The sequence below is a fragment of the Marinobacter bohaiensis genome (genome assembly GCF_003258515.1).
In the GTDB taxonomy this organism is placed as follows: Bacteria; Pseudomonadota; Gammaproteobacteria; order Pseudomonadales; family Oleiphilaceae; genus Marinobacter_A; species Marinobacter_A bohaiensis.
Map to the genome: position 1 here is coordinate 70,864 of NZ_QGEH01000002.1, position 25,539 is coordinate 96,402.

General features: G+C 64.8%; 25 protein-coding genes. 13 read left to right on the top strand and 12 right to left on the bottom strand.

Going from position 1 to position 25,539, the window contains the following annotated elements:
• The first annotated feature begins 255 nt into the window (after positions 1-255).
• The 3 genes from DKK67_RS13090 to DKK67_RS13100 all read left to right on the top strand — a co-directional run bounded on the left by DKK67_RS13090 (position 256) and on the right by DKK67_RS13100 (position 4,623).
• Positions 256-1,353, top strand: coding sequence for a GGDEF domain-containing protein (locus tag DKK67_RS13090; protein WP_111496948.1), 1,098 nt, complete (start codon positions 256-258; stop codon positions 1,351-1,353).
• 69 nt (positions 1,354-1,422) lie between these two features.
• On the top strand, positions 1,423-1,881 hold the full coding sequence (locus tag DKK67_RS13095) for a flavodoxin (RefSeq protein ID WP_111496949.1): 459 nt from the start codon (positions 1,423-1,425) through the stop codon (positions 1,879-1,881).
• Positions 1,882-2,049: 168 nt separating this feature from the next.
• Positions 2,050-4,623, top strand: coding sequence for an EAL domain-containing protein (locus DKK67_RS13100; protein ID WP_111496950.1), 2,574 nt, complete (start codon positions 2,050-2,052; stop codon positions 4,621-4,623).
• Between the two features lie 15 nt (positions 4,624-4,638).
• Here DKK67_RS13100 and DKK67_RS13105 read toward each other — a convergent pair whose 3' ends face one another.
• The 3 genes from DKK67_RS13105 to rd all read right to left on the bottom strand — a co-directional run bounded on the left by DKK67_RS13105 (position 4,639) and on the right by rd (position 7,056).
• A complete protein-coding gene (locus tag DKK67_RS13105) occupies positions 4,639-5,499 on the bottom strand; it encodes an acyl-CoA thioesterase (RefSeq protein WP_111496951.1) in 861 nt (286 codons plus the stop codon).
• A gap of 166 nt (positions 5,500-5,665) precedes the next feature.
• Positions 5,666-6,823: an FAD-dependent oxidoreductase gene (locus tag DKK67_RS13110; protein WP_111496952.1), complete on the bottom strand. Its 1,158-nt coding sequence runs from the start codon at positions 6,821-6,823 to the stop codon at positions 5,666-5,668.
• Positions 6,824-6,888: 65 nt separating this feature from the next.
• Positions 6,889-7,056 (bottom strand): rubredoxin, encoded by a 168-nt coding sequence (rd, locus tag DKK67_RS13115; protein ID WP_111496953.1) that lies wholly within the window; start codon positions 7,054-7,056, stop codon positions 6,889-6,891.
• A gap of 275 nt (positions 7,057-7,331) precedes the next feature.
• Between rd and DKK67_RS13120 the strand changes: the two genes are divergently transcribed.
• From DKK67_RS13120 to phoR, 5 genes are all read left to right on the top strand, one after another.
• Positions 7,332-7,889, top strand: a complete 558-nt coding sequence (locus DKK67_RS13120) for a hypoxanthine-guanine phosphoribosyltransferase (RefSeq protein WP_111496954.1) — start codon at positions 7,332-7,334, stop codon at positions 7,887-7,889.
• Positions 7,870-8,442 (top strand): chorismate--pyruvate lyase family protein, encoded by a 573-nt coding sequence (locus DKK67_RS13125; RefSeq protein ID WP_111496955.1) that lies wholly within the window; start codon positions 7,870-7,872, stop codon positions 8,440-8,442. The genes DKK67_RS13120 and DKK67_RS13125 overlap by 20 nt, the downstream gene beginning before the upstream one ends.
• 94 nt (positions 8,443-8,536) lie before the next feature.
• Positions 8,537-9,421 carry a 4-hydroxybenzoate octaprenyltransferase gene (gene ubiA, locus DKK67_RS13130; protein ID WP_111496956.1) on the top strand — a complete coding sequence of 295 codons (885 nt, stop codon included), beginning with the start codon at positions 8,537-8,539 and terminating at the stop codon, positions 9,419-9,421.
• Between the two features lie 137 nt (positions 9,422-9,558).
• Positions 9,559-10,251, top strand: a complete 693-nt coding sequence (gene phoB, locus DKK67_RS13135; RefSeq protein WP_111496957.1) for a phosphate regulon transcriptional regulator PhoB — start codon at positions 9,559-9,561, stop codon at positions 10,249-10,251.
• Between the two features lie 83 nt (positions 10,252-10,334).
• Positions 10,335-11,648 carry a phosphate regulon sensor histidine kinase PhoR gene (gene phoR, locus DKK67_RS13140; protein ID WP_111496958.1) on the top strand — a complete coding sequence of 438 codons (1,314 nt, stop codon included), beginning with the start codon at positions 10,335-10,337 and terminating at the stop codon, positions 11,646-11,648.
• Between the two features lie 21 nt (positions 11,649-11,669).
• On the opposite strand, the gene DKK67_RS13145 is transcribed toward phoR, so the two are convergent.
• Complete coding sequence (locus DKK67_RS13145) at positions 11,670-12,494, bottom strand: response regulator (protein WP_111496959.1); 825 nt, start codon at positions 12,492-12,494, stop codon at positions 11,670-11,672.
• Positions 12,495-12,673: 179 nt separating this feature from the next.
• Between DKK67_RS13145 and DKK67_RS13150 the strand changes: the two genes are divergently transcribed.
• Both DKK67_RS13150 and nudE read left to right on the top strand, forming a co-directional pair.
• Positions 12,674-13,942 (top strand): lytic murein transglycosylase, encoded by a 1,269-nt coding sequence (locus DKK67_RS13150; RefSeq protein ID WP_407657838.1) that lies wholly within the window; start codon positions 12,674-12,676, stop codon positions 13,940-13,942.
• Complete coding sequence (gene nudE, locus DKK67_RS13155; RefSeq protein WP_111496961.1) at positions 13,943-14,491, top strand: ADP compounds hydrolase NudE; 549 nt, start codon at positions 13,943-13,945, stop codon at positions 14,489-14,491.
• 38 nt (positions 14,492-14,529) lie between these two features.
• On the opposite strand, the gene DKK67_RS13160 is transcribed toward nudE, so the two are convergent.
• Positions 14,530-15,102, bottom strand: a complete 573-nt coding sequence (locus DKK67_RS13160) for a PEP-CTERM sorting domain-containing protein (protein ID WP_111496962.1) — start codon at positions 15,100-15,102, stop codon at positions 14,530-14,532.
• 296 nt (positions 15,103-15,398) lie between these two features.
• Here DKK67_RS13160 and DKK67_RS13165 point away from each other — a divergent pair, with 296 nt between their 5' ends.
• The gene (locus tag DKK67_RS13165; protein WP_111496963.1) at positions 15,399-16,091 is read left to right on the top strand and encodes a pseudouridine synthase; all 693 of its coding nucleotides are present in this window, start codon (positions 15,399-15,401) and stop codon (positions 16,089-16,091) included.
• Positions 16,092-16,103: 12 nt separating this feature from the next.
• Here DKK67_RS13165 and DKK67_RS13170 read toward each other — a convergent pair whose 3' ends face one another.
• Entirely contained in the window at positions 16,104-16,595 is a 492-nt protein-coding gene (locus DKK67_RS13170; RefSeq protein WP_111496964.1) for an asparaginase domain-containing protein, read from the bottom strand.
• A 28-nt stretch (positions 16,596-16,623) separates the two neighbouring features.
• Positions 16,624-17,553 carry a D-alanyl-D-alanine endopeptidase gene (gene pbpG / locus DKK67_RS13175; protein ID WP_111496965.1) on the bottom strand — a complete coding sequence of 310 codons (930 nt, stop codon included), beginning with the start codon at positions 17,551-17,553 and terminating at the stop codon, positions 16,624-16,626.
• Positions 17,554-17,670: 117 nt separating this feature from the next.
• On the opposite strand from pbpG, the gene DKK67_RS13180 reads away from it, so the two are divergent.
• Positions 17,671-18,279, top strand: coding sequence for an arylesterase (locus DKK67_RS13180; RefSeq protein WP_111496966.1), 609 nt, complete (start codon positions 17,671-17,673; stop codon positions 18,277-18,279).
• Positions 18,280-18,316: 37 nt separating this feature from the next.
• Here the strand turns inward: DKK67_RS13180 and DKK67_RS13185 are convergent, their stop codons facing one another.
• From DKK67_RS13185 to DKK67_RS13205, 5 genes are all read right to left on the bottom strand, one after another.
• Positions 18,317-18,781 (bottom strand): CopD family protein, encoded by a 465-nt coding sequence (locus tag DKK67_RS13185; protein WP_111496967.1) that lies wholly within the window; start codon positions 18,779-18,781, stop codon positions 18,317-18,319.
• An 89-nt stretch (positions 18,782-18,870) separates the two neighbouring features.
• A complete protein-coding gene (gene trxA / locus DKK67_RS13190; RefSeq protein ID WP_111496968.1) occupies positions 18,871-19,197 on the bottom strand; it encodes a thioredoxin in 327 nt (108 codons plus the stop codon).
• Between the two features lie 345 nt (positions 19,198-19,542).
• Positions 19,543-20,169, bottom strand: coding sequence for a TetR/AcrR family transcriptional regulator (locus DKK67_RS13195; protein ID WP_111496969.1), 627 nt, complete (start codon positions 20,167-20,169; stop codon positions 19,543-19,545).
• A 146-nt stretch (positions 20,170-20,315) separates the two neighbouring features.
• Positions 20,316-21,992 carry a dihydroxy-acid dehydratase gene (gene ilvD, locus DKK67_RS13200; RefSeq protein WP_111496970.1) on the bottom strand — a complete coding sequence of 559 codons (1,677 nt, stop codon included), beginning with the start codon at positions 21,990-21,992 and terminating at the stop codon, positions 20,316-20,318.
• Between the two features lie 70 nt (positions 21,993-22,062).
• Complete coding sequence (locus DKK67_RS13205) at positions 22,063-22,659, bottom strand: DUF938 domain-containing protein (RefSeq protein WP_111496971.1); 597 nt, start codon at positions 22,657-22,659, stop codon at positions 22,063-22,065.
• Between the two features lie 291 nt (positions 22,660-22,950).
• Here DKK67_RS13205 and DKK67_RS13210 point away from each other — a divergent pair, with 291 nt between their 5' ends.
• A complete protein-coding gene (locus DKK67_RS13210) occupies positions 22,951-25,509 on the top strand; it encodes an EAL domain-containing protein (RefSeq protein WP_111496972.1) in 2,559 nt (852 codons plus the stop codon).
• Positions 25,510-25,539: the final 30 nt, after the last annotated feature.

Genomic DNA, 25,539 nt, shown 5'->3' on the forward strand with positions numbered 1-25,539 from the left:
TTTCAGGTTGGCGCCACTATAGGCAGTTCGTAAACAAAATGAAACTTTGCCGTCATCCTTGCCGGGGAAACCCCGTATGTCGTCATTGACGACAACAAACGCGACCACGGCGACACCCCGTCGACGGAAGATTTTACAATTGATGACCTGAACGCCCGGCAAGGACGCGGGACGTGCATTATCATGCAGCAAAACATATTGAATTGACTGGCATTTTGGCGATCATCACGGGCGCCGGAGAAGCACAACCCACGCATGCCCCCTCATTCACAATCAGGTGCCGTCCCGGCTGTCGCTGACGACGAAGCCCGGCAATCGGCCCGCATCGTCATTGGCCTGTCCCTGGGAGCGCTGCTCAGCCTGGCACTGGTTGGCCTGGCGTCGTGGCAGGCGGGGCAGCGGGTGCACGCCGAGGTGCTGGGCCTGTTCTTTCTGCTGGTCAGCATCAATCTGCTGGTCTACCGCCTGACTATTCGCCTGGAGTGGATGAAAACCGGTCTGCTGGGCATCGCCGGAGGCCTGTTTGCCTACCTGATCGCCAGCGGCGGCGAAAGCGGCACCGGTCCCCTGTGGCTATACGTGCTGCCGCCGGTCATCTTCTACCTGACGAGCCTGCGCGCGGGCACCGTGATGCTGACGGTGATGTTGATATTCACGCTGGTCGTCTTTCGTTTTCCGCAACTGCCGTTCGTGCTCACCCATTACGGAACGGATTTCCAGTTGCGTTTTATCACCACGCTGCTGTTCGAGTCGGTCTGCTGTTTCTTTATGGAAAGCAGCCGTCGCAAGGCCCGCGCCGAATGGATGCGCCTGGCTGAGGCCCACGAGCAGGCCGCCCACACCGACAGCCTCACCGGCCTGCCCAACCGCCGCGACATGCAGCGCCAACTGGCGGAGGAGTTTGCCCGCTACCGCCGCTCCGGGCGGCACTTCTCGGTCTGCCTGATCGACCTGGACCTGTTCAAGCAGATCAACGACGACTACGGACACGACGCCGGCGACACGGTCCTGCTGGCGTTCGCCGGCCTGATGGAACGAGTGTGCCGGGAAAGCGACCGTCTGTGCCGCTGGGGGGGCGAGGAATTCCTGGTGCTGCTGCCGGACACGTCCCTGTTGCAGGCTCTGAGCCTGGCCGAACGCCTGCGCGATACCGTCGAGCACCACACCTTCCGCGACCACGACCGCACACTGCCGGTCACGCTCAGCGCCGGCGTCTGCTCCATCAGCCAGTTCGATTCCATCGACGCCCTGCTGCGCCAGGCCGACAAGCAGCTCTACGACGCCAAATCCGCCGGCCGCAATCGCATCGCGCCCCCGGTACGCCGCCAGGGCAAACGGTCGCCCGGCGCATGACGCTGCCTTGAGGGGCATTCCGCCAGCGGCTACCATAGCCCGCCCAGACAGCAACACGAGACTCTTGTTATGGCCCGGATTCGCATTCTGGTAGGCACGGTATACGGCGGCGCCCTGATGACCGCGCGCGCCATCCGCAAAGACCTGGAGAGTCAGGGCCATCAGGTCACCGTGCTGGAGAAACCCACGCTGACCGATCTCACCGACAGCGACGATGCCGTGCTGGTCTGCACCTCCACCACCGGCCAGGGCGAAGTCCCGGCGCCGCTGCTGCCATTCTACGTGGAACTGCGCGATACCCTGCCGATGCAACCGGGCCGGCCGTTCGGGGTCATCGTGCTGGGGGACAGCTCCTACGGCGACACCTACTGCGGCGCCGGTGAGCTGATGGAGGAAGCCTTCTACGAAATCGCCTGCCGCAAGGTGGGCGAGACCCTGCGTATCGACGCCCTGGAAACCGTCGACCCGGAAAACGAAGCCCTGCCGTGGGCCCGGGACTGGGCGGACGCCGTCGACCGGATCGCCTGATCACTGAGGCAACGCAAAAACTGAACGCTACGCCATACCTCTTGAGACGTTGGGCGATTCTGCCCATACTGCGACTGCACACGCGAAATTGAATTGGCCCCGATGGGCCCGGGACCGGCCACTCCAGGAAGCCGCCCGCGACAACAAACACAACAAAGAACCAATTCCGTGCTTCGACCCGCTCTGTTTCTCGCCTTACTGGGCGTCTGTCTGTTAGCGGCAGCCGATGGTCGCGACGATCTGGCCACCCAGGGTCACGTCGAACCCGCCATCGATTACCGGCTATTCCCCGACGCCGGAAACGCGCCCGACGACCCGCTCGTCGCGGCTCAACTCGACGGCTGGCAACGACTGCCGCCGGGCCGCTCCGCCAACTTCGGTTATCGCGAAGATGTCGCCTGGTTCCGCCTCGACGTGCCCACCTTGCCCGAGGCCCGGCAACAGATCCTGGAAATCGGCTACCCGCAACTCGACTCCGTCCGCATCTATCTACTGCGCGACGACCGCGTCGCCGGCCAGTTGGACAGCGGCGACTGGCAACCCATGGCCAATCGCCCCTTGCAGCACCCTCATGTGCTCTACCCCTATACCGTCGATCCCGACAGCCGCTACCGTTTCCTGATCCGGGTGCAGACCAGCGGCGCGCTGCAGGTGCCCATCACCGTCTGGGAGCGGGACGCCTTTTTCGATCACATCTCCCGGATCGACCAGGCCCATGCGGTCTACTACGGCATCCTGATCACGGTGATCTTCTTCAACCTGTTCGTATTCCTGGCCATGCGCGAGGCCACCTACCTCTACTACGCGCTGGCCACCTTCGGCTACCTGTTCCTGATGTCGACCCTGCGCGGGATCACCTATCCGCTGCTGTGGCCCGACAATCCCTGGATGCAGAATCATTCGATGATGCTGTCGGTGCCCCTGGCGATGCTGTTCTCGCTGCTGTTCGCGCGCGCATTTCTTGGCCTGAACCAGCGCAGCCCGGTCCTGGACCGTCTGGTCCGGCTGGCCATCATCGCCAACCTGCTGGCGATCCTGGGCAGCTTCCTGCTCGACTACAACGCGTCCATGCGCCTGTCGGTCGCCCTGGCGATCCCCAGTTGCCTGCTGCTCACCGGGGTCGGGCCGCTGGAATGGTGGCGCGGCAACCGCCCCGCCCGGCTCTATACCTTTGCCTGGGGGCTGCTGACCCTGGGCAGCGCCCTGACCGCCGCCAACAAGTACGGCTGGATTCCCAGCAACTTCCTGACCGACTTCGGCATGGAAATCGGCTCGGCACTGGAAGCCCTGCTGCTGACCGTTGGTCTGGCGGCGCGTCTCTACCAGGAGCGGGAGGAGAAAGTCGAAGCCCGGGAATCGCAGTTGCGGGCCCTGGAGGCCCGACGCCAGGCGGAGCTGCGGATGATGGAGCAGGCCCTGCACAACCCGCTCACTCACCTGCCCAACCGCAGTTCGTTCGAACTGCTGCTGCAGGATCTGCTGACCCGGGAAAGCGACCGCCGCCACGCCGTGGGCATCGTCCAGCTGGGCAACCTGGACACCATCACCCGCACCCTCGGCCACCAGAACACCGACCGGGTGCTGGAACTGGCCGCTCAGCGCTTCAACAGCGTGTGCCGCGATCTGCCCGGGGTCTACTCGGTGGAGCGGGACGCCCGGCACACCTTCCACGCCGCCTCGCTCGAATCCGCCACCTTCGGTTTCATTGTCGACGCCGACACCGCCCAGAGCCAGCGGCGTCGCATCATCGAATGCCTGGAAGCGATCCGCGCGCCACTGGACTACCTGGGCATGCAACTGCCACTGGAACCCGTGGCCGGCGTGGCGGTTTCGCCGGATCACGGCAATGACCCCAACACCCTGATCCGCAAGGCCTATGTGGCCCGGGAAAGCCTGGAGGCGCGGGAACGGGGATTGGCCTACTACCATCCCCGACACGATTCTTACAGCGCGGACCGCCTGACCCTCGCTTCCAGCCTGCGCGAGGCCCTGAAATCGGACCAACTGGCGCTGTATCTGCAGCCCAAGCTGGACCTGCGGACCCGTCAGGTGGCCGGTGTGGAAGCGCTGATCCGCTGGCCCGGACGCGAGCCGGCCGTAAGCGCCGACCAGATCGTCGCCGTGGCGGAACAGACCGGCCTGATCAAACCACTGACGCGCTGGGTCCTGAAACAAGGCCTGGGCATCCGCGAAGCCCTGGTGCGGGCGGGTTACCCGGAGCTGAGCGTGTCGGTGAACGTGTCACCGAACAACCTGCGCGAGCAGGAATTCCCGCTGTTCGTGCAGCGCCTGCTGACCAGCCACCCGCAGCACGCCGGCAAGCTGATTCTGGAAGTGACGGAAACGTCGATGATGCTGGACCCGGCGAACTCCCTGCGCGCCCTACGCTCGCTGCATTACACGGGCATCCCGCTGTCCATCGACGACTTCGGCTCGGGCTACTCGTCGCTGTCGTACATCAAGCGGCTGCCGGCCCGGGAAATCAAGATCGACCGCTCGCTGATTACCGACCTGAGCGAACTGCCCGAGGACCGGGTCATCGTGCAGACCACCATCAACATGTGCCACGACCTGGGCTACGCCGTCGTCGCCGAGGGCGTGGAAGACCATGCCACGCTGGATTTACTGGGAGAGATGGGCTGCGACATGGTGCAGGGCTATGTCATGACACCGCCGCAGCCGATGAAGGATTTCCTGGTGTGGATGGAGGATCAGGCGGCGTCCGAGCAACGCCGCGCCTGATTCAGCGCCGGCACATCACTTGCGGCGCTGGCGGATCAGCGCTTCCTGGGTGGTGGAGGCCACCAGCACGCCGTCCCGGTTGAAGAAGTTGCCGCGGTTGAAGCCGCGCCCGCCGGAAGCACTGGGGCTGTCGGTGTCGTACAGCAGCCAGTCGTCCAGACGGAAATCCCGGTGGAACCAGATGGCGTGGTCGAGGCTGGCCACCTGCATGCCCCGGTTCATGAAACTGACGCCGTGTGGGTTGAGCGAGGTCCCCAGCAGCCCGAAATCCGACGAGTAGGCCAGCAGGCAGCGGTGCAGCACCGGGTCGTCCGGCAGGTCGCCCTGGGCGCGCAGCCAGGCCTGTTTATGGGGCGGCCTGGCCTCGGGCTTGAGCGGGTTGACCGGATCCACCGGGCGAATCTCGATGGGGCGCGGGCGGGTCAGCTGCTCGCGACGGTCCTCCGGGATATGCTGCTTGATCATCAGCGCCAGGGCGTGCTCGGACTTGAGCTGCTCGTGGTCCGGCGCGTCGGGCATGGTGTCCTGGTGATCGAAACCGTCTTCCGGGGCCTGGAACGACATCGAGCCGGTGAGGATCTCCTTACCCGCCTGACGGGCGATCACCCGGCGTACCGAGAAGGTGCCGCCGTCACGAACGCGCTGCACTTCGTAGTCGATGGGCAGTTCCTTGTTCCCCGGGCGCAGGAAATAGGCATGCAGGGAATGCGCGGGCCGGCCCTCGACGGTGCGGCTGGCCGCCATCAGCGCCTGGCCCAGCACCTGCCCGCCAAACACGGCGGGAAACCCCAGATCCTCACTGTCCCCCTGGAAGTGATCATCGCCAATCGGCGCCAGGTCGAGCAATTCGACCAGCTTGCGCGTGACATCCAGCATGCCTGCTCCTGTTTACGGTGTCTGTTTCCGGTCTCTCATTCGGGGCGGCGCTGTGACAACGGCGCCCGGTCGGGAAGGAGGATTATACAGGAAGCGGGCCCGACACGGGCCCGGGTAGGTGTCGTTCGATGCCAGGCAAAGGCATGGTTCCTGGCCGGTCGCGGGATCAGTCGCCGTGGATCGGCGGCACTTCCTTGGCCAGGGACTGCTTCTCGATGGCGAAGTCACCGGTGACCGCAAAGCCACGGATTGTGCCCTCAGCGTCCTTGAACAGTGCACGCACGCTGCGGCCATCCTGCTCGATTTCCCAGTCGCCTTTGGTTTCCGGTGCCGGCGGCGCCACCGCCACCGGGCAGCAGGGTGTCTTGACCATCACCGGCATCACACCATAGGACACCTCGGTCGGCGTGCCGGTCAGGGTCTTGGCCAGGGCGCGGGCGCTGGCCATCAGCGGCAGCACGTACATCAGCACATGGCCATCCACCTCGGCGCAGTCGCCCAGGGCGTAGACGTTGTCGGCGCTGGTCTGCAGGGTCCGGCTCACCTGGATGCCCTGGCCCACGTCGAGGCCGGCGGTCCGGGCCAGCTCGACCCGCGGACGCAGGCCCACGGCGGAGAGCACGCGATCGGCGTCGACCGTCTCGCCATTGGCCAGGGTCAGGCGCACGCCGTCGCCCTCATGCGCGATCCGCTCCACCACGGTTTCCAGGTGGAAACGCACGCCTTCGTCCTGCAGGGCGGCCGCCACGGCGTTACCCGCCACCGGCGGAATCAGCCCCGGCATGACCGTGTCGGACGGTGCGATCACGTCCACCTCGTAACCACCGTTACGCAGGTCGTTGGCGAACTCACAGCCGATCAGACCGGCGCCCATGATGGCCACGCGGGATTCAGCCTTCAGCGTCTTGCGGAACGCCCGGTAGTCCATCAGGTCGTTGATGGAGTACACAAGTTCCTGGCCGTCGCCATCCAGTGACAGGCGGATCACGTCGGCGCCCCAGGCCAGCACCAGCTTGCTGTAGGCCAGGCGCTCGTCGCCGATCAGCACACACTGGGCCTCGGTATCCAGGCCGGTCACCGTGGTGTGGGTCCGCACCTCCAGGTTGAGCTGCTCCGCCATACCGGCGGCATCGGCCTGGGCCAGCTCGTCGGCCTCTTTGCCCTTGGTGAAACCGGTGGACAGCATCGGCTTGGAGTAGCTGTGGCCGTCGTCCGCCGTGATCATGAGCACCGGCACCTCTTTGTCCTGCTTGCGGATCTCGCGGGCCAGCGAATAACCGGACAGACCGGTGCCGATAATGACGATGGGGGCATCCTGACTCATGCCACTGCTCTCCTCTGATTAGCCATTTGCACGCCGGCCATGCAGCCGGTCGCGGGGGATCGGGATCAGCCGATCTCAATCATCTCGAAGTCTTCCTTGCCGACGCCGCAGTCCGGGCATACCCAGTCTTCAGGCACGTCTTCCCAGGCAGTCCCCGGCTCGATGCCGTCTTCCGGCCAGCCCTGGGCCTCGTCGTAAATCCAGCCACAGACGACACACTGCCACTTTTTCATCGTTTTCCTCCAGGTTCTCTCATCCGGTCAGGGATCTTAAATGTTCTACAATCGAGCGCGCAATTGCGCTCAGCGTACATGTGTTCATTGGGCCCGACATGATACGCCTTGTGCGCGGCAGGACCAATTCCCCGGCGATTGCCTCTGCCTAGCCACGCCATAGCCACATCGGTATCAACCCCGATGCCCCTCCCGCGACGCATCCGGCTTGGGTATAATGGGCCGTTTTTGGGGAGCCGGCGGCGGCCGTTCCCCCCGGAACAGGATCCCAGGGTATGACTGACAGCCACGACGAACTGCAACGCGTCTTCGACGAAGCCGACTGCCTCTGTAGCGAGGCACAGGTGCAACAGGCCATCGATTCCATGGCGCAAGGCATTGCCGAACGGCTTCAAGGTCGTGATCCGCTGCTGTTCTGCGTCATGAACGGCGGCCTGATCCTGACCGGGCAGCTGCTGCCGCGTCTGCCGTTCCCGCTGCAGGCGGAATACCTGCACGCCACCCGCTACCGCCAGGAAACCACCGGCGGCATCCTCGAATGGAAGCTGCGCCCGGACGCCGACATGACCGGCCGCACCGTGCTGATCGTCGACGACATCCTCGACGAGGGCACCACCCTCAACGCCATCGTCGACTACTGCAAGGCCCAGGGTGCCGCCGAAGTGCTCACCGCCGTGCTGGTAGACAAGCAGCACGACCGCAAGGCCCGCCCCGGCCTGAAGGCGGACTTTACCGGGCTGGAAGTGGAAGACCGTTTCCTGTTCGGCTTCGGCATGGACTACAAGGGCTACTGGCGCAACGCTCCGGGCATCTATGCCGTCAAAGGGCTGTGAACGGCACCGTCACGACACGCCGGCCGTGATTCCGGCCTGCCACTGGCACCCCAACGCCGGCGCGGCCAGACTCTCGCACCCCGGCGCGGTGGAAGGCGCGGCGCTGTGGCTGACACTGGAAGGCTCGTTGACCCAGGCCCTCAAGGCACGCTGTCGCGAGCATTTTGCCGTGGAGGTCCTGCGCGAATGCTTCGATCGCCCCAGCTTCGATGAAGCCCGCCTGCTGGGGCTGAACGATCGTGAACTCTGCTGGATCCGCGAAGTCCATCTTCGCGGCGACGGCCAGCCCTGGGTGCTGGCCCGTACGGTGATTCCCCTGGCCACCCTGAATGGCCCCGGCAAACGCCTGCGGCAGCTCGGCCGCCAGCCCCTGGGCGCCTACCTGTTCCATCACCGTCGCTGGCAGCGCGGACCGCTGGAAACCGGCATCGCTCGCCAGGCCGGCCATGACCCGGCCATCGGGCGACGCTCCTGCTTCCGCCGCGGTTCTCACGCGCTCCTGGTCAGCGAATTCTTCTACTCGCAGCTGCTGCGAGCCAGGCCAGCGCTCTAACGTTCCGGGCCGCATTGGACGGTTCGCTTCAATCCGCTGCGCTCCGGCGGCTATAATCGGTCAGCTTTCGTTCACCGGACCTGCCAGGGACCCCATGACGCTCGACTTTCTGCCCGCCAACCTGCAAACCAAGCTCTCCGCCTACTACCGCCTGACGCGGCTGGACCGCCCGATCGGCTCCCTGCTGGTGCTTTGGCCGACCCTGTGGGCCCTGTGGCTGGCCGGGGACGGCATACCGGCGATCGGCAACCTGGTGGTGTTCGTGCTGGGCGTGTTCATGATGCGATCCGCCGGCTGCGCCATCAACGACTTCGCCGACCGCAAGGTGGACGGCCACGTCAAACGCACCAAGGCGCGCCCGCTGGCCACCGGCGAGATCAAACCGGCGGAAGCGGTTCTGCTGTTTCTGGGCCTGTGCCTGGCGTCGTTCCTGATGGTGGTATTCTTCACCAATACCCTGACGCTCTACCTGTCGTTCGGCGGGCTGGTGCTGGCCTTCATCTATCCGTTCATGAAGCGCTACACCCACCTGCCCCAACTGTTCCTGGGGGCCGCTTTCTCCTGGGCCATTCCCATGGCCTGGGCGGCGGAGGCCAACGAAGTGACGCGCCTGACCTGGCTGCTGTTCACCGCCAACCTGCTGTGGACCGTGGCCTACGACACCCTCTACGCCATGGTGGACCGCGACGACGATCTGAAGATCGGGGTCAAGTCCACGGCGATCCTGTTCGGCGAGGCGGACCGCCTGATTGTCGGTATCCTGCAGGCGCTGACGGTGCTGATCCTGGCCATGGTGGGCGTGCAGTCGGATCTGGGGACTTTCTATTACCTGGGGTTACTGGGCATGGCGGTGCTGTTCGTTTACCAACAGCATCTGGCGCGCTTCCGCGAACGCGAGCCCTGTTTCAAGGCGTTCCTCAACAACAACTGGGCCGGCGCCGCCGTCTTCGCGGGCCTCTTCCTCGATCTGCTGCTGTAGCGGCGGCGACAGGAATCGGCCCCGCCCGGCCCTTGTCATATACTTGTAACAAATGACGGTTGTAATGAGCCAGCAACACGAGTGGGGTTTCTCCTGAAACCCGACTCCATTCGCTGGTGATGACAGGGTGAAATGTCATGACAGGAAAGACTGTTCTGATTGTCGATGATGAGGCATCGATTCGCGAGATGATCGCGGTCGCGTTGGAAATGGCCGACTACGACTATCTGGAAGCGGCCGACGCACTGGAAGCGCACGCCATGATCGTGGACAAGAAGCCGGACCTGGTCCTGCTGGACTGGATGCTGCCGGGTACCAGCGGCATCGAGCTGGCCCGACGCCTCAAGAAGGAAGAGACCACGGCGGAAATCCCCATTATCATGCTCACCGCCAAGGTCGAGGAAGACAACAAGGTGCAGGGCCTGGAGTCCGGCGCCGACGATTACATCACCAAACCGTTCTCCCCGCGCGAACTGGTGGCGCGCCTCAAGGCCGTGCTGCGCCGCACGACGCCGGCCGGGGTGGAAACACCGGTCGAGGTCAACGGCCTGCAGCTCGACCCGGCCAGCCACCGGGTGACGACACCGACCGGCGCGGTCGACATGGGACCGACCGAGTACAAGCTGCTGCAGTTCTTCATGACCCACCAGGAGCGCGTCTATACCCGTGCGCAATTGCTGGATCAGGTCTGGGGCGGTAATGTCTACGTCGAGGAACGCACCGTCGATGTGCACATCCGGCGCTTGCGTAAGGCGCTGGGAGACAAATACGATCACCTGATCCAGACGGTCCGGGGCACCGGCTACCGGTTCTCGACCCAGGCCGCCTGACCGGCCAAGTCCCGCCGGGGCGTTCCAGCATCACCATGTACCGACGCCGGCACCTGCGCCCGGCGTCCTGACGGGAAGTGCCCATGCAGCATAACTGGTCACACTACTTGCGCCTGTTGATCGGGGGCCTGGTGGCCTTGGTTATCGTGGGCTTCTGGTTCGGCTACCCGCTGATCGGGCTGCTGGTCGGCCTGGTGGTGTTCACGATCTGGAACCTGTACCAGACCCGCCGCCTGCATCACTGGCTCTACCATCCCGACGATGACGACGAAGCCCCCGGCTCGGTGGGCCTGTGGGGCGAGCTGTTCGACGGCCTGCATCGCATGCACCAGAACCATCTACGCACCCGGGACCAGCTGCAGGCCCGCATCAACCGCGTACAGGAATCCACCAACGCCATGCGCGACGGCGTGGTCATGACCGATGCCGACGGGGTGATGGAGTGGTGGAACTGGTCCGCCGAACACCTGCTGGGCTTCCGCCGGGAAACCGACCGCGGCCAGCCGATCCACAACCTGATCCGCAGCCCGGCCTTCAAGACCTATTTCGATGCCCGCGACTACCGGGAACCGCTGGAACTGCGCTCGCCGGCCAAGCCCCACATCCACCTGCAGATCCAGATCAGCCTGTTCGGCGACGACGACCGCCTGATCGTGGCCAAGGATGTGACGCGGCTGGTGCAGCTGGAACAGATGCGGCGGGATTTCGTGTCCAATGTGTCCCACGAAATGCGCACACCGCTGACCGTGATCAGCGGCTACCTGGAAACCCTGTCCGACCACGCCGACGAAGCGCCGCCCAAGTGGAAACGGGCCCTGGCCACCATGAGCCAGCAGTCGGAACGGATGGAAGCACTGATCACCGACCTGATCCTGCTGGCCAAGCTGGAAACCGGCGAGCAGCACGTCGACGACCGGGTCACCGACGTGTCGGCCCTGATCCGCCAGACCTGCAGCGACGCCCGTGCCTTCAGCGGCGATTCCGGCCACGAGATCGACATGAACATCGGCGAGCGGCACTACCTGTTCGGCGACGAGAACCAGCTGCGCAGCGCCTTCTCCAACATCATCTTCAACGCCGTCAAATACACCCCGGCGGGTGGCACCATCAAGGTTCGCTGGTACACCGACCGTGACGGTGCCCACCTGGCGGTCAAGGACAGCGGGATCGGTATCGACCCGATCCATATTCCGCGCCTGACCGAACGCTTCTACCGCGCCGATCCCAGCCGCCACCAGCAGACCGGCGGCACTGGCCTGGGCCTGGCCATCGTCAAGCACGTGCTGCTCAACCACGACGGCCGGCTGGAGATCCACAGCCACCCCGGCGAAGGCAGCGAGTTCATCTGCCATTTCCCGCGCACGCGACTGACCGAAGCACCGATCAAGAGCGCCTGAGAGGTCGCCCGGCGGGAATCGCTAGCCGGCGCGAAAGCGGGCGATGAAGCGTGACAGGTCTTCCATTTTCTGGGGGTCGTCGTCGACGAAGCGGATCACCAGGCTGACGAAATCCGTGTCCTGGCGTTTTTCCACCGCCTGCAGCTGGTGCACGTAACCGTTGAGGCGGGCCATCTCGCCCTCACGGAACTCGATGTCCACCACCGCCTGATCGAGGATGCCCGGGAACGACTGGTCGCGCTTGGCAATGCAGCGTATCTCGGTCAGGGTGATGTCCTTCACCACACACGGCAGGGTGGATTCCGCGAAGCGCACGCTGGCCACGCTGCGGGCCTTGGGGGCCGGACGGCCGGCAGCCGGCGGCTCGCTGGCGCTGGCCGGCTTACGGGTCAGCAGCGCGGCGGATTCCTTGAACGCATCCGCCGGCCCCTCCATGGATACCCCGGACGCGCCCATCGCCTGTTTCAGCTTGCGCCCCATCACTTTGGTGATCTTCTTGCTCAGGCCGTCCGGACTGAACGGCTTGCCCAGGTATTCCGAGACCCCCTCCTGGACCGCCTCGACCACGTGGGACTTGTCGCCGCGACTGGTGATCATGATGAACGGGCAACTCTTGTAATGCTCGTTCTGACGCATCCAGCGCAGCAGCTCCAGGCCAGACATTTCCGGCATCTCCCAGTCGCACAGCACCAGATCGTAGACGGTCTTGGTCATCAGGAACTGGGCCTTCTTGCCGTTGGTCGCCTCGGTCATTTCCATGACCGGGAAGCGGCTGCGGACGGTGCGCTTGATCAGGTCCCGGACGAAGCTGGCGTCGTCCACCACCAGCGCCTTGAGCTTTGCCATACTGCGGCCCTTTTTGGAGTATTGCCCCCACTATAGCCCAAGCCACCCGGCCGCCCTGTTGCACAACCGTGTTATTCCTTAAAAAATTGTCATTGGCAGGACGTACTGGCGGTGTTTTCGGCCGGTCAAAACAGGCTACCATGCGGATTCGCCCCGGTTACCAGCGAGAGGATGCCCCATTGAGACCACGGACTGCCAGACGACGGATCCCTGCCCCCAAAACCCTGTGCGGCCTGCTGCTGAGCAGCTGCCTCCTGCCCGGCCTGGGCCTGGCCGCCACAGACAGTGACGCCGCCAGCGGCACCACGCCGTTCAGCGACTGCATCGCCGGACTCAAGGACCAGGCCCTGCAGGCCGGCGTTACGCCGCAAGTCACCGCCGAGGTGCTGGACCACGTTACCCTGCTGGACCGGGTGATCGAACTGGACCGCCGCCAGCCGGAATTCACCACCACCTTCGCCGACTACTTCAACCGCCGGGTCAACGACGCCCGCATCGAGAAAGGCCGTGAGCTGCTCAAGACCCACGCCGACCTGCTCGACCGGGTCACCCGCGAGACCGGCGTCCCCGGCCCCTACCTGGTGGCCTTCTGGGGCCTGGAGACCAACTTCGGCAGTTATTTCGGCAAGATGCCGGTACCCAGCGCGCTCGCTACCCTGGCCTGCGATCACCGCCGCAGCAGCTACTTCTCCGGCGAACTGATTTCCGCCCTGCGCATCATCGACGAGGGCGCGATCGAGCCGGACCAGATGGAAGGTTCCTGGGCCGGCGCCATGGGCCACGTGCAGTTCATGCCTTCGGTGTTCCTGCGCTACGCGGTGGATGCCGACGGCGACGGCAAGCGCGATCTCTGGCACAGCGTGCCGGACGCCATGATGTCCGCGGGCAATTTCCTCAATAACCTGGGCTGGGACGGCGACTATCGCTGGGGCCGTGAGGTGATCCTGCCGGACGGATTCGACTACAGCCGGGCCGGTCTCAAACGCGCGCGCCCGCTCTCCGAGTGGCGCAGTCTGGGCCTGACCGACGCTTTCGGTAACCCACTGGCGCATGCCGACATTGAGGCGGCGCTGCTGGTACCGGCCGGCCACGAGGGCCCCGCGTTCCTCGTCTACCACAACTTCGACGTGATCATGGGCTGGAACCGCTCGGAGTATTACGCACTGGCGGTCGGCAATCTGGCGGATCGCATCGCCGGTGCAGGTGGTCTGCAGAACCCGCCGCCCACCGACCTGCCGCGCCTGTCCCGGCAGGACATCCAGGCCCTGCAAACGGCCCTCAACGATCAGGGTTATGACAGCGGTACACCGGACGGCATCCTGGGCCCGGCCACCCGCGGCGCCATCCGCGATTTCCAGAAAGACCGCAACCTGATCGCCGACGGCTACCCCGCCCCCTCGGTCTTCGAGGCTCTCAACATCCAACTGAGCGACCCGGAAGCCAGCTGAATGGACGACAAACCCGACATCCTCGACACCCGCCTGGTGGCCCGCAGCCGATTGTTCGGCATCGAATCGGTGCACCTGCGCTTCAGCAACGGCGAGGAACGTGAGTTCGAACGCCTGCGCACACCGCCCCTGGCTGGCGTCATGTGCGTGCCCCTGCTGGACGACGATACGGTGGTGATGATCCGCGAATACGGCGTCGGCGTGGAAGCCTACCAGCTCACCCTGCCCAAGGGCGCCTACGAGCATGGCGAGGACTGGCGCGACGCGGCCAACCGCGAGTTGAAGGAAGAAATCGGCTACGGCGCCGGTCATCTGGAACGGCTCAAGGACATGACCCTGTCACCGGGCTACATGGGCCATCATATCCGCGCAGTCATCGCCCGCGACCTTTACGAGGAAAGCCTGCCGGGGGACGAACCGGAGCCGCTGGAAGTGGTGACCTGGAAGCTGTCGGAGCTGGAGCAGCTGGTGGCGCGGGAAGACGTGACCGAAGCGCGGGTGATCGCGGCGCTGTTCATGGTGCGCGACCGCCTGGCCCGCCGGGGATAAGGCAAACAGCGCCCCGGGTGGGGCGCTGCAAATCGCCGTCAGGCAGCCAGTGACGACTGGCGACGGCGGCGGCTGCAGGCGAACGCCAGCAGACCGGTGCCCAGCAGGGCCAAAGTGCCAGGTTCCGGCACGGACTTATAGGTGATCTCGAGGACCGACTTCTTGATGTAGAAATCGCCACCCAGCGATTTCAGGGTCACACCGAACATACCGTCGGCCAGGGAGGCCACATCGATGTCATAGCCGTAGGCACCGCTATCGACGCCACCGATGTCCCAGTCGCCGTTTTCGGTGTAACCGAAACCGAACTCCCAGGTCCAGGGTTTGAAGATGTTGTCGTGCTCATCGTCCTTGAGGTACAGCGTCAGAGTACCGGTCAACAGCTCGCTCGCGGCCGGATCGAACACATACTGGTGCTTCCAGGACACGTGGTCGAGGAAACCTTCCAGCTTGTTCACATAACGACCGCCGTAACTTTGCAGGTCTTCCGGCGCGTCCGTCGCATCGCTCAGGAACTTGGTGGTATCCGTCAGCGTGATCACGGTCGCATTGGCGGAACCGCCAGCCAGCAACAGCAGCGCAGCGCCCAGCATCGCTAGGTATCTTTTCATGGCAAAATTCCTTGTTTCGGTTCTTTTTGGGAGAAGGCAGTGGCCCTCAGACCGTGATTAGCAATCGTCAGGCCAATTCTTAACCTCATGTTTTTAAATTATTTTATTCGGAATCTTGACGCCGACTTGTAAAGAAACCCGACGAATTATCAGCTTTGCCGGCAGGCCGTTCGACGCCGGTCACCCCCGGTAAACGGGCGCTGCTCCGGTGCCGGCCATCGACGCTCTGCGCCTTTCCCGGTAACCTGCCGGCACCGCGCCATTGCGGCCGCCCAGCAACCCGTGGACTCCCGACCATGCGCCTCGACTTTTTCCTCGCCAACGCCGCCGACATGACTCGCAAGGAAGCCCGCCGCTGCATCCTCGGCCGTCGCGTCACCATCAACGACGAGCTGTGCCGCAAAGCGGCCACACACCTGGCGGACGGCGACGTCGTCGAACTCGACGGCCAGCCGCTGACACTTCCCGGTGAACGCTACCTGATGCTGAACAAACCGGCCGATGTGGTCAGCGTCACCCGGGACGGCGAACACACGACCGTGACCGATCTGCTGCCGCCGGAACTGCGCCGCAACCTGCACGTGGCCGGCCGGCTCGATCTGGACACCACCGGTCTGGTGCTGCTGACGACGGACGGCCAGTGGTCACACCGGGTCACGTCGCCCAGGGCAAAGTGCAGCAAACGCTATCGGGTCGAGCTGGCGGAACCCTGGACGCCGGACATGGTGAGCGCCCTGGAGCAGGGCGTGACGCTGAAAAGCGATGACCGGCCGACCGCGCCGGCCGGTGTCGAGCCGTTATCGGAGAAGCAGCTGCGACTGACCCTCAGCGAGGGGCGCTACCATCAGGTCAAGCGCATGCTGGCGGCCGTGGGCAATCACGTGACCGGATTACACCGGGAAGCGATTGGCGCGGTTACGCTGGACCCGGAGCTGGGTCCCGGAGAATACCGTTCGCTGACCGAGGCGGAAATCGACAGCTTCCGATAGGAAAGCTGGGGGCTACTCCGCCTCGAAGCGCCCCGCCGCGCGGTTCTTGCGGGCGTGATGGGGATTGAGGATCTGGCCGCTCATGGCGATGTAGACGCCGCTGGCCAGGGACTGCAGCGCACCGAGGGCGAAGCCGACGTTGAATGGGGCGTCCGTCACACGCATGCGTGAGGGCTGCATGGCGCCGGTCAGGACGATGATGCGGTCCGGCAGGTCCGCCAGCACCCGCGCGGTGTCCACCATGGTGTCGGTGCCGTGGGTGATCAGGATACGGCGTTCCGGTGCCGCCTCCACCGCCGCGCGGATCGCCTGGCGGTCGGCGTCGGTCATGTCCAGGCTGTCCTTGCGCATTACCGATTCCACCCGGTAGGGCATCGACACCTGGGCCAGCGCGGCGATGTCCGCAAACTCGCTGTCGCCGATACTGAATTCGCTCTTGGCGTCGAAGTAGATCTTGTCGATCGTGCCGCCGGTGGTCAGTACCAGCAATCCGTTGTCCGTCATGACTCGCCCTCCGGTGGTTGCGCCAGCCTCAGGGTGTGGCCGTTTCGGCCTTTGCCGTCTGGCGACTGGCGTATTCGGCATTACGTCGATTCTCGTATGCCCGGGCGGCCTTGGCAATGCTGCCTCCCTGGCCGCTGGTCAGCCAGCGGCGCACCCGCCCGGCATCCCCCAGCGGCGTGCGGGTGCCGAAGGAATCCAGCAGCACCGCCACCACCTCGCGCCCGTCGATGCGGGTGACCATGATCAGGCAGCGCCCGGCCTCGGAGAGGTAGCCAGTCTTGCTCAGCTCTACATCCCAGCTCTGGCGGTGTACCAGCGGATTGGTGTTGCCGAAACGCAGATCGTAGCGCGGCTGGCGGAAATGCGCGGTGAAATAACCGGTGGTGGTGTAGCGGCGCAGCTCCGGGTGGGCGAAAGCGGCCCGCACCAGCTTGACCAGATCGCCGGCCGAGGCGTGGTTCTCCGGCGACAGGCCGGTCGGTTCCACGAAATGGCTGTGGCTCATCCCCAGCTCCGCGGCTTTCTCGTTCATCGCCCGCACGAAGGCGTCGAAGCCGCCGGGGTAATGCCGCGCCAGGGTGTAGGCCGCCAGGTTCTCCGACGACATCAGGGCGATGCGCAGCATGTCGCCTCGCTTGAGGGTGGAACCAATGCGGATGCGGGAGTAGGCGTTGTTCGGTGCCGGCCGATGGCGTTTGTAGACTTCCAGCCACTGGTCCATCGGCTGGCCGGCGTCCATGACCACCACCGCCGTCATCAATTTGGTCACCGAGGCAATGGGCACCGACCGGTCCGGGTGCTTGCTGAAGATGGGCTCGCCGCCGTCCACATAGGCCACTGCGGCATTGACCGAGGCCAGCTCCAGACCGGCCGGATCGGGCGCTGCCCAGGCACGGCTGCACGCCAGGATCGGCAGAATAACGAAAAGAAACAGCGGGAGTCGCCACCCACGGTGCATACTGGCCCTACCTCTGGAAATCGAACGCTTATGGAATGAGCGTTATACACGGATGAGCGCCGGAATTCAGCCCCGAATCCAGCGACAGACCATGGAATGGACCCTCAGGAAAGACCTATGCGCAACCTCCGCAGTACCCTCACCCTGATCGGCCTGGCCCTGCTGCTGGCCGCTTGCAGCGATCCCAGGCTGGAGCCGCTGTTCGACGACGATGTCATTCTGGCATTCGGCGACAGCCTGACCGAAGGCGTGGGTGTGGACGCGGAACAGAGTTACCCGGCAGCGCTGGAGCGGCTCAGCGGGCGCACCGTCGTCAATGCCGGCATCGCCGGAGAGACCACCACAGAGGGCCTGCAGCGCCTGCCGCAGGTTCTGGACCGGACGCGGCCCAACCTGATGATCCTGCTGGAAGGGGGTAACGATATCCTGCGCAACCACGACCCCGCGGTGACCGAAGCTAATCTGGAGCGCATGATTGAGATGGCCCGCGAGCGGGGTATCGAGGTCTTACTGGTGGGCGTGCCCGAGAAAAAACTGTTCTCCGACACGGCGCCGCTCTATGGCGACCTGGCGCGACGCTACGACCTGCCGTTCGAGGACGACGCTGTGGCCGACCTGCTGCGCAACCCGGAGGTCAAATCCGACGCCGTGCATTTCAACGCCGACGGTTACCGGCGCCTGGCCGAAGCCGTCTACGGGCAGTTGCAGGCCGAAGGCGCACTCTGAGCCACGACCTGCCGGTCTTCAGACCCGGAACACGGCCTCAGCCCAGAAAAATATAACGCCCACCGGAAGCGATCAGCACCACAACGATACCGAGCACCAGGTTAGCGAGTACAAACTTCCGGATCTGACCGATGCGACGGCCCGCCTCGGGAATGTCCTGATTCGCCAGCGCCTGTTTAAGACGGCGGTAGGGCGCAAACCATACGTGCAGGAACAGCAGCATCATCACCGCGCCCAGGGTGACCATCGCATGCACGTGCCAGCCGGCCGACCCCAAGCCATCGAAATACAGCCCCAGAGTGGCGAAACCCGACAGCAGCAGGACCACCACAGCGATCCAGACCCACAGGAAAAAGCGGGCCAGCGTGGCGCCCCACAGGGCCGCCCGTTGGGCCGGCTCCAATACCTGCACCGCCGCCGGGCGCAGCGCCACGTAAGCGAAGAACATACCCCCGACCCAGATCACGGCGGCCAGCGTATGAAGCGCAATCAAAAATCCCATAATGCCTGTCTCCTGAAGCGGTTACGGCGGGCACTATAGCAGGGCATCCGATCAGGCAACATGGCACGGGCCTCCCTGCCCGCACAGGATCAGGCGTGACTGTCGATAAAACCGTTCAGTTCACGCGCGCCCACGGCGCCGATCTGGGTGCCGACCGGCTCTCCGTCGCGGAACATCATCAACGTCGGGATCGAGCGCACGCGGTAGCGGGCGGCCACATCGCCATAGGCGTCCACATCCAGCTTGGCGACTTTCAGGCGTTCGCCCTGTTCGTCGGCGATGTCTTCCAGCAACGGGGCGATGGATTTGCACGGCGCGCACCACTCCGCCCAGAAGTCCACCAGGACGGGCCCTTCGGCGTTCAGCACTTCCTGCTCGAAAGTCTCTGCGGTCACGGCAACGGGTTCATGGCTCATGGTCTGTCCTCCTCTTGGTTTCACTCGTGGTTTGCACACATGGATCTGCAGCCACGGATCTGCAGACAATCTGCGGGATGCACAGGATCTGCGTTCTTTCACATGCCCCGGCCTGGGGACACGATGGGGTGTCGAGCCTGCCCGGTTTGCCTGGTCAGACGACCAGGGTATTGGCGGGTTAACCGCCACTCGACAGAACGCGACCTTCTATCCATAGATCGAATTTGTAGACCGGTCTACTACAAAACCGATCCAAAAAATCAGGCGCCCGGACGATCCGTCGCCTGATGACGTCTGCCCCGGCGGTCTCAGCCACCGATGGCTTTCCCGACACTACTATCGGGACTAATGTCGGGCGCGCGCGCCCAGCACTTGCCGGAAGAACATGTCGGCAAAGCCCTGCATCGGCGTCACCGATCGGCTCACCTTGGCACGCAGGGTGGCGCCCTGCCAGCCCATCTGCAGCAGCTGCGCCAACGCCGAGGTGTCGGCGGACGCGTCGATATCACCACGCTCGCGCGCCTCGTCGAGACAGCGGGCAAAACGTGCCTGCCAGTCGTTGAAAAGGCCATCCAGGCGCTGACGGAAGGCCTCGTTCTGTCCCGCCAGTTCCTGCCCCAGGTTGCCCGCCAGACAACCGCGACAACAGTCGCAGTCGGTCATATCGGCCATGCCTTCCTCCAGGAACTGGCGAATTCGCTCCAGCGGCGCCAGTTCCGCGTTGCCCAGGGTACGATTGAGGCGGTCTTCGTAATCCGCGGCGAAATCGTCGATCACCGCCAGCCCGAAATCCTCCTTGCTGGCGAAGTAATAGTAGAACGACCCCTTGGGCACCCCGGCTTCCTTGAGGACCACGTTGATGCCGGTGCTGTTGAAGCCGCGGCGGGCGATGATGTCGCTGCCCACCCGGATCAGTTCAGCCCGGGTTTCGTTGCCCAGTTTGGCCTGGGGTTTTGCGGTTACTGAAGTCATAGTTCGATATTAGACCAGTCGTCTAGTTGGCGTCAAACTGAACAGATTTCGGATACTACCGATTCCGGGCCATCCCCCAAGGAGAACGCGCAAGCCGCCGTCCGGTATACCGGTCGGACCGGCACCACGCCGGCCCGACGACCCGGTCAGAAGGCGTCGGTCACCGCTCCCTCGGAGGCGGAATTAACGGTGCTGGCGTACTTGGCCAGCACCCCGCGCCGGTACTTCGGCGCCGGCGGCTGCCAGGCCTGGCGGCGGCGCTCCAGCTCCTCATCGGACACGTCCAGCTCGATGGTATTGGCGTCGGCATCGATGGTGATGGTGTCGCCGTCTTCCACCAGCGCAATGGGCCCGCCATCGGCGGCTTCCGGCGTGACGTGTCCCACCACGAAACCGTGGCTGCCGCCGGAGAAACGGCCGTCGGTGATCAACGCCACGTCGCTGCCCAGTCCCTTGCCCATGATGGCGGAGGTGGGCGTGAGCATCTCGCGCATGCCGGGGCCGCCCTTGGGCCCTTCGTAGCGGATCACCAGCACATCGCCGGCCACCACCGTGCCGTCCATGATGCGGGCCTGGGCCTCTTCCTCGGAGTGGAACACCCGGGCGCGGCCGGTGAAGTGGGTCCCTTCCTTGCCGGTGATCTTGGCCACGGCACCGGTGGGTGACAGGTTGCCGCGCAGGATGCGCAGGTGACTGTCTTTCTTGATGGGGTTGTCGAGCGCGTGAATGATGTCCTGGTTGGCCGGATAGGGGGCCACCTCGGCCAGGTTCTCCGCCAGGGTACGGCCGGTCACGGTGAGACAATCCCCGTGCAGCATGCCGGCGTCCAGCAGGGTCTTCATCAACGGCTGGATGCCGCCGATGGCCACCAGCTCCGACATCATGTAGTGGCCGCTGGGACGCAGGTCCGCCAGCACCGGCACCTTGCGGCCGATACGGGTGAAATCGTCAATGGACAGGTCCACTTCGGCGGTGCTCGCCATGGCCAGCAGGTGCAACACGGCGTTGGTGGAGCCGCCCAGCGCGATCACCACGGTGATGGCATTCTCGAAGGCCTCGCGGGTCATGATGTCGCGCGGCTTGATATCCTTGTCGAGCAGGTTCAGGACCGCCGCGCCAGCGGCCCGGCAATCGGCTTCCTTGGTTTCGGACACAGCGTTCTGGGCCGAACTGCCGGGCAGGCTCATGCCCATCGCCTCGATGGCAGAGGCCATGGTGTTGGCGGTGTACATGCCGCCGCAGGAACCCGGGCCGGGAATCGCGGTTTCCTCGATCTGCTTTACCTCGATCAGATCCATGTCGCCCTTGGCGTGGGCGCCCACCGCCTCGAACACGGAGATGATGTCGGTGTGGTTCTCGCCCGGCTGGATGGTACCGCCGTAAACGAACACCGACGGCCGGTTGAGCCGCGCCAGACCGATCATGCACCCGGGCATGTTCTTGTCGCAGCCGCCGATGGCCACCAGGCCGTCAAACCCCTCGCAGCCGGCGGCGGTCTCGATGGAATCGGCAATCACCTCCCGCGACACCAGCGAATACTTCATGCCTTCGGTGCCGTTGGCGATGCCGTCGGACACGGTGATGGTGTTGAAGATCAGGCTCTTGCCACCGGCGTCGTCAGCACCGTGGCCGGCCTCTTCCGCCAGCCGGTTGATGTGCATGTTGCACGGGGTCAGGTTGCTCCAGGTGGACGCAATGCCCACCTGCGGCCGCTTGAAGTCCTCGTCGGTAAAGCCAACCGCGCGCAGCATGGCGCGACTGGCGGATTTGCCCAGGCCATCAACCACAGGGCTCGAGTAACGGCGACGCTTGTCTTCGCTCATATCGTCTCTCCCGGTCTGTCTGTTTTTATGCCGATGTCAGTCCGGCCGCGGCCGGTCGGGTTCGGTCCCGTCAGGAACATTGCCGCAGGACCAGCAGGCGATTATTGGCTGGCATGTCCTGCACGTCGTGGAACCGCAGCCCTCGCTCTGCGGCGCATTCGATCACGTCGGCCTCGTCCTTGATCCCACTGTCCGGATCGCGGCTGCGCAGCCACTCGTCCAGGGCCGCATTGCCTTCGCTGGTGAAACGTTGCTCGCGGTTGAAGGGGCCATAAAGCGCCGCGTAACCGCCCGGGCGCAGGGCCTCCGCGATGCGGTCGAACAGCGCCCGGACGATCGGCCAGCCTACAAAGTGCACGGTGTTGGCACTGAATACGCCGTCGAAATCCCCGGACGGGACGCTGTCGCGGGTCACGTCCAGGATCCGCGGGGGCGGCAGGTTGTCCAGGGCGGCCTCGGACTGCCAGGCCAGCAGGCCCGGCTGGGCATCTTCCAGGTCGCTCAGCTGCCAGACCACTCCCGCGTGGCGGGAGGCGATGTAGACGCCATGCTGGCCGGTGCCGCTGCCCAACTCCAGCCAGCGTCCGCCGCCGGCCAGATAGGGTGACAGTGCCTCGGCGATGGGCTGCTGGTTGCGCAGGCAGTGTTCGGCGATGGGTTTGGTCACAGGGTTCCACTCCGTTTGTTGTCTTCAGGTTACCACCGCTGCCCGTCGCCTGCCGCCGGCGGATACGGCCCTCAACTTTAGCGTCGGGCTTGCCGCATCCGCCAGGGCATGTCCGGAAGGAAAGGACAATATGCAAACAAACTACAAATACAGTAAAATGCCCGAGAATTCAGTGCGTTACAATTCATTTCAGCATGTAGTGAAGTGTAACCGTCCACGATAGGTTGGGCCATTGGGCCCGGGACGACGCGATGGCGCAAAGGACGCACCTCCAGCAGCGGCGAGGCTACCATGCCTGAGCCCCACAGCCCCAGGGTCCGAAAGTGGATCTGGCTACCGTTCGTGCTTTTTCTCGGGCTCGGTGTCTACGGGTTCCTGCTGAATCTGTCGCCGGCCCTGGGCGCTCACGCCCTTCCGCTGCAGCCATCGTCGCTGTTGCCCGAAACCGGCGACGATATCTTCCAGCCCCACATTGCCTTCCGCAAGGCCAACCTGGACCAGGTCCTGGCACACGACGACTGGCTCTCGGGCAGCGGCTGGCAAACCCTGCCCGATTTTCGTGAGGGCCTGGGCTACCTGCAATCGCCCGCCACCTTCCGCATCACGCTGCAGAACCCGGATCCCGAACCGCTCTCGTTGCTGCTGCAAATCGAGGCGCCCTCCCTGGACCGGGTCCGCGCCGTCGCCATTCCCGAGGACGGCCAGCCCGAGCGACTGCCGACGCTCGGCGACCAGGCCCCTTTCGCCGAGCGCATCGTCAAACTGCCGGAGCTGATCTGGCCCATCGTGCTGGGCGGACACAGTTACACCACCCTGCTTTTTGAGGTCAATAACGCCGGACCGACGCTGTTTCCCTTCAGCGTCACGCGCCCGGAGCACCTGCTCAGCGAAGTGGGCAGCCGGATTGCCTGGAAAGCTGCGCTCTACGGCGTCCTGCTGTTTGCCCTGGTGTTCGACATCGCCCTGCTGCTCACACTGCGCAGCATGGCCGCCGCCTGGCTCACCTGCCTGCTGACCAGCGTGCTGTTTACCCAGCTGTGCGTGGACGGCTTCGGGCTCTGGCTGATCTGGCCCAACATGCCGGCCCTGGGCAGCCTGCTGTCCCCCATGATCGCACTCAGCGCCGTGGCGCTGATCCGCTTCTGCCGGCACTTCCTGGGGCTCACCGGCCCCTGGCTCTACCCCCTGCGCCTTGCCGCCCTGAGCATGCTGGCGCTGGCCCTGCTGGAGCCCGTGCTCCCCGGGCTGGTGGGGCAGGACACCATCCTCGTGGGCGGCAGCATCAGCTTGCTGCTGGTTCTGGCCGTTGCCCTCGCCCGCTCCCGTGAGCAGGCCTCGGCGCGCTATCTCTCGGTAGCCCTGGTGCTGCTGATCCTGGGTGCGGCGACGGCCATGCTGCGCACCATTGGCTGGGTGCCGGTCAACGCCATCACCAATTCCGGTTTCTATCTGGGCACGGCCGCGGCGTCCATTTTCCTGACGCTGGTGGTCGGCTATCGTCTGGTCGAGGAGCGCCGGCGCCGCCTCAGCGCCACCCAGCGCGCCCTGGAAGAACGCCGCCTGCGCACGCGACTGGAGCAGGACTACGACCAACTGGCCGCCTCCAACCGCATCACCCGCCGCCCCAACCGCGCGATCATCGAGCAGACCCTGGCGCAGCTGTCGCCGCTGGACCAGCCCTTCGTGGTGGGTCTGTTGCGCCTGGAACGCTACGGCGAGATCGAGCGCGCGCTGGGCTACCAGGAGGCGGAAAACCTGCTGCGCATCTACCTGACCCGGCTGTGCCGATACCTGGAAACCCATTTCAGTGGCCAGCTGATCCTGTTCCGGGGCCACCCGGTGGGCACGGTGGACACCTTCAACCACGTCTTCGCCCTGCGCACCGACGTGGGCAGCATTCCCTGGAACGACATCCGCGCCTGGCTGGAGCAGACTTTCAACGAAGAACACTACGCGTTCAGTTGGGTGGGCCGGCTGGGGCTGGCCTACGCGCCGGAACACGGCACCGCCGGCAGCGAACTGATCTCCCGCGCCGGCTTCGCGGCCCTGTCCAGCGACGCCATCATCAACGTCTACGATCCGTATTCCGAGAAGAAACAGAACCTGCAGCACTTCCTGATCCTGGACCTGGACCAGGCCCTGCGCACCGGCGCCATCCACCTGCACTACCAGCCCAAGGTGTTCGTCCACGACAGCCGAGTCATCGCCTACGAGGCGCTGATCCGCTGGGACCATCCGCAGCACGGCCGCATCCGCCCGGACCAGTGGATTCCCTTCGCCGAACAGGTGGGCGCCATCCACGGCGTCACGCTCTGGGCCATCGAACGGGCGGTGCAGGATCTGCCGATGCTGGAGCAGCAGACCGGTTACGCGGTAACCATCGCCATCAACATTTCCGCCCGCGATCTGGCGCGACAGGACTTTCACAGCGAGGCGCTGGCAATCCTCGATCGCCACCGGGTAGCACCCGACCAGGTGATGCTGGAAATCACCGAAACCGCGGTCATGGGGGATGTGGACCGTGCCCGCCAGATGCTGGAGAAACTCAGCCACGCCGGCTTCCGCATCGCCCTGGACGACTTCGGTACCGGCTACTCCTCCCTCAGCGCCCTAGCCTCGTTCAGTCTGGACGAACTCAAGATCGACCGCAGTTTCCTGACCGACATCCACATCGACGCGGTGCGCCAGCGCATCTTCCACACCGCGGTGGAGCTGGGCGAAGCGCTGGATCTGCGCATCGTGGTGGAAGGTGTGGAATCGGCAGCGGTCGCCGACTGGCTGCAGCGCTACCCCGGCCTGTGCGGCCAGGGCTACTACTGGGGCCGGCCGGCACCGCTCATACCGGCCTGAAGCACCACGCCCGGCGTGGTCGCCCCAGAA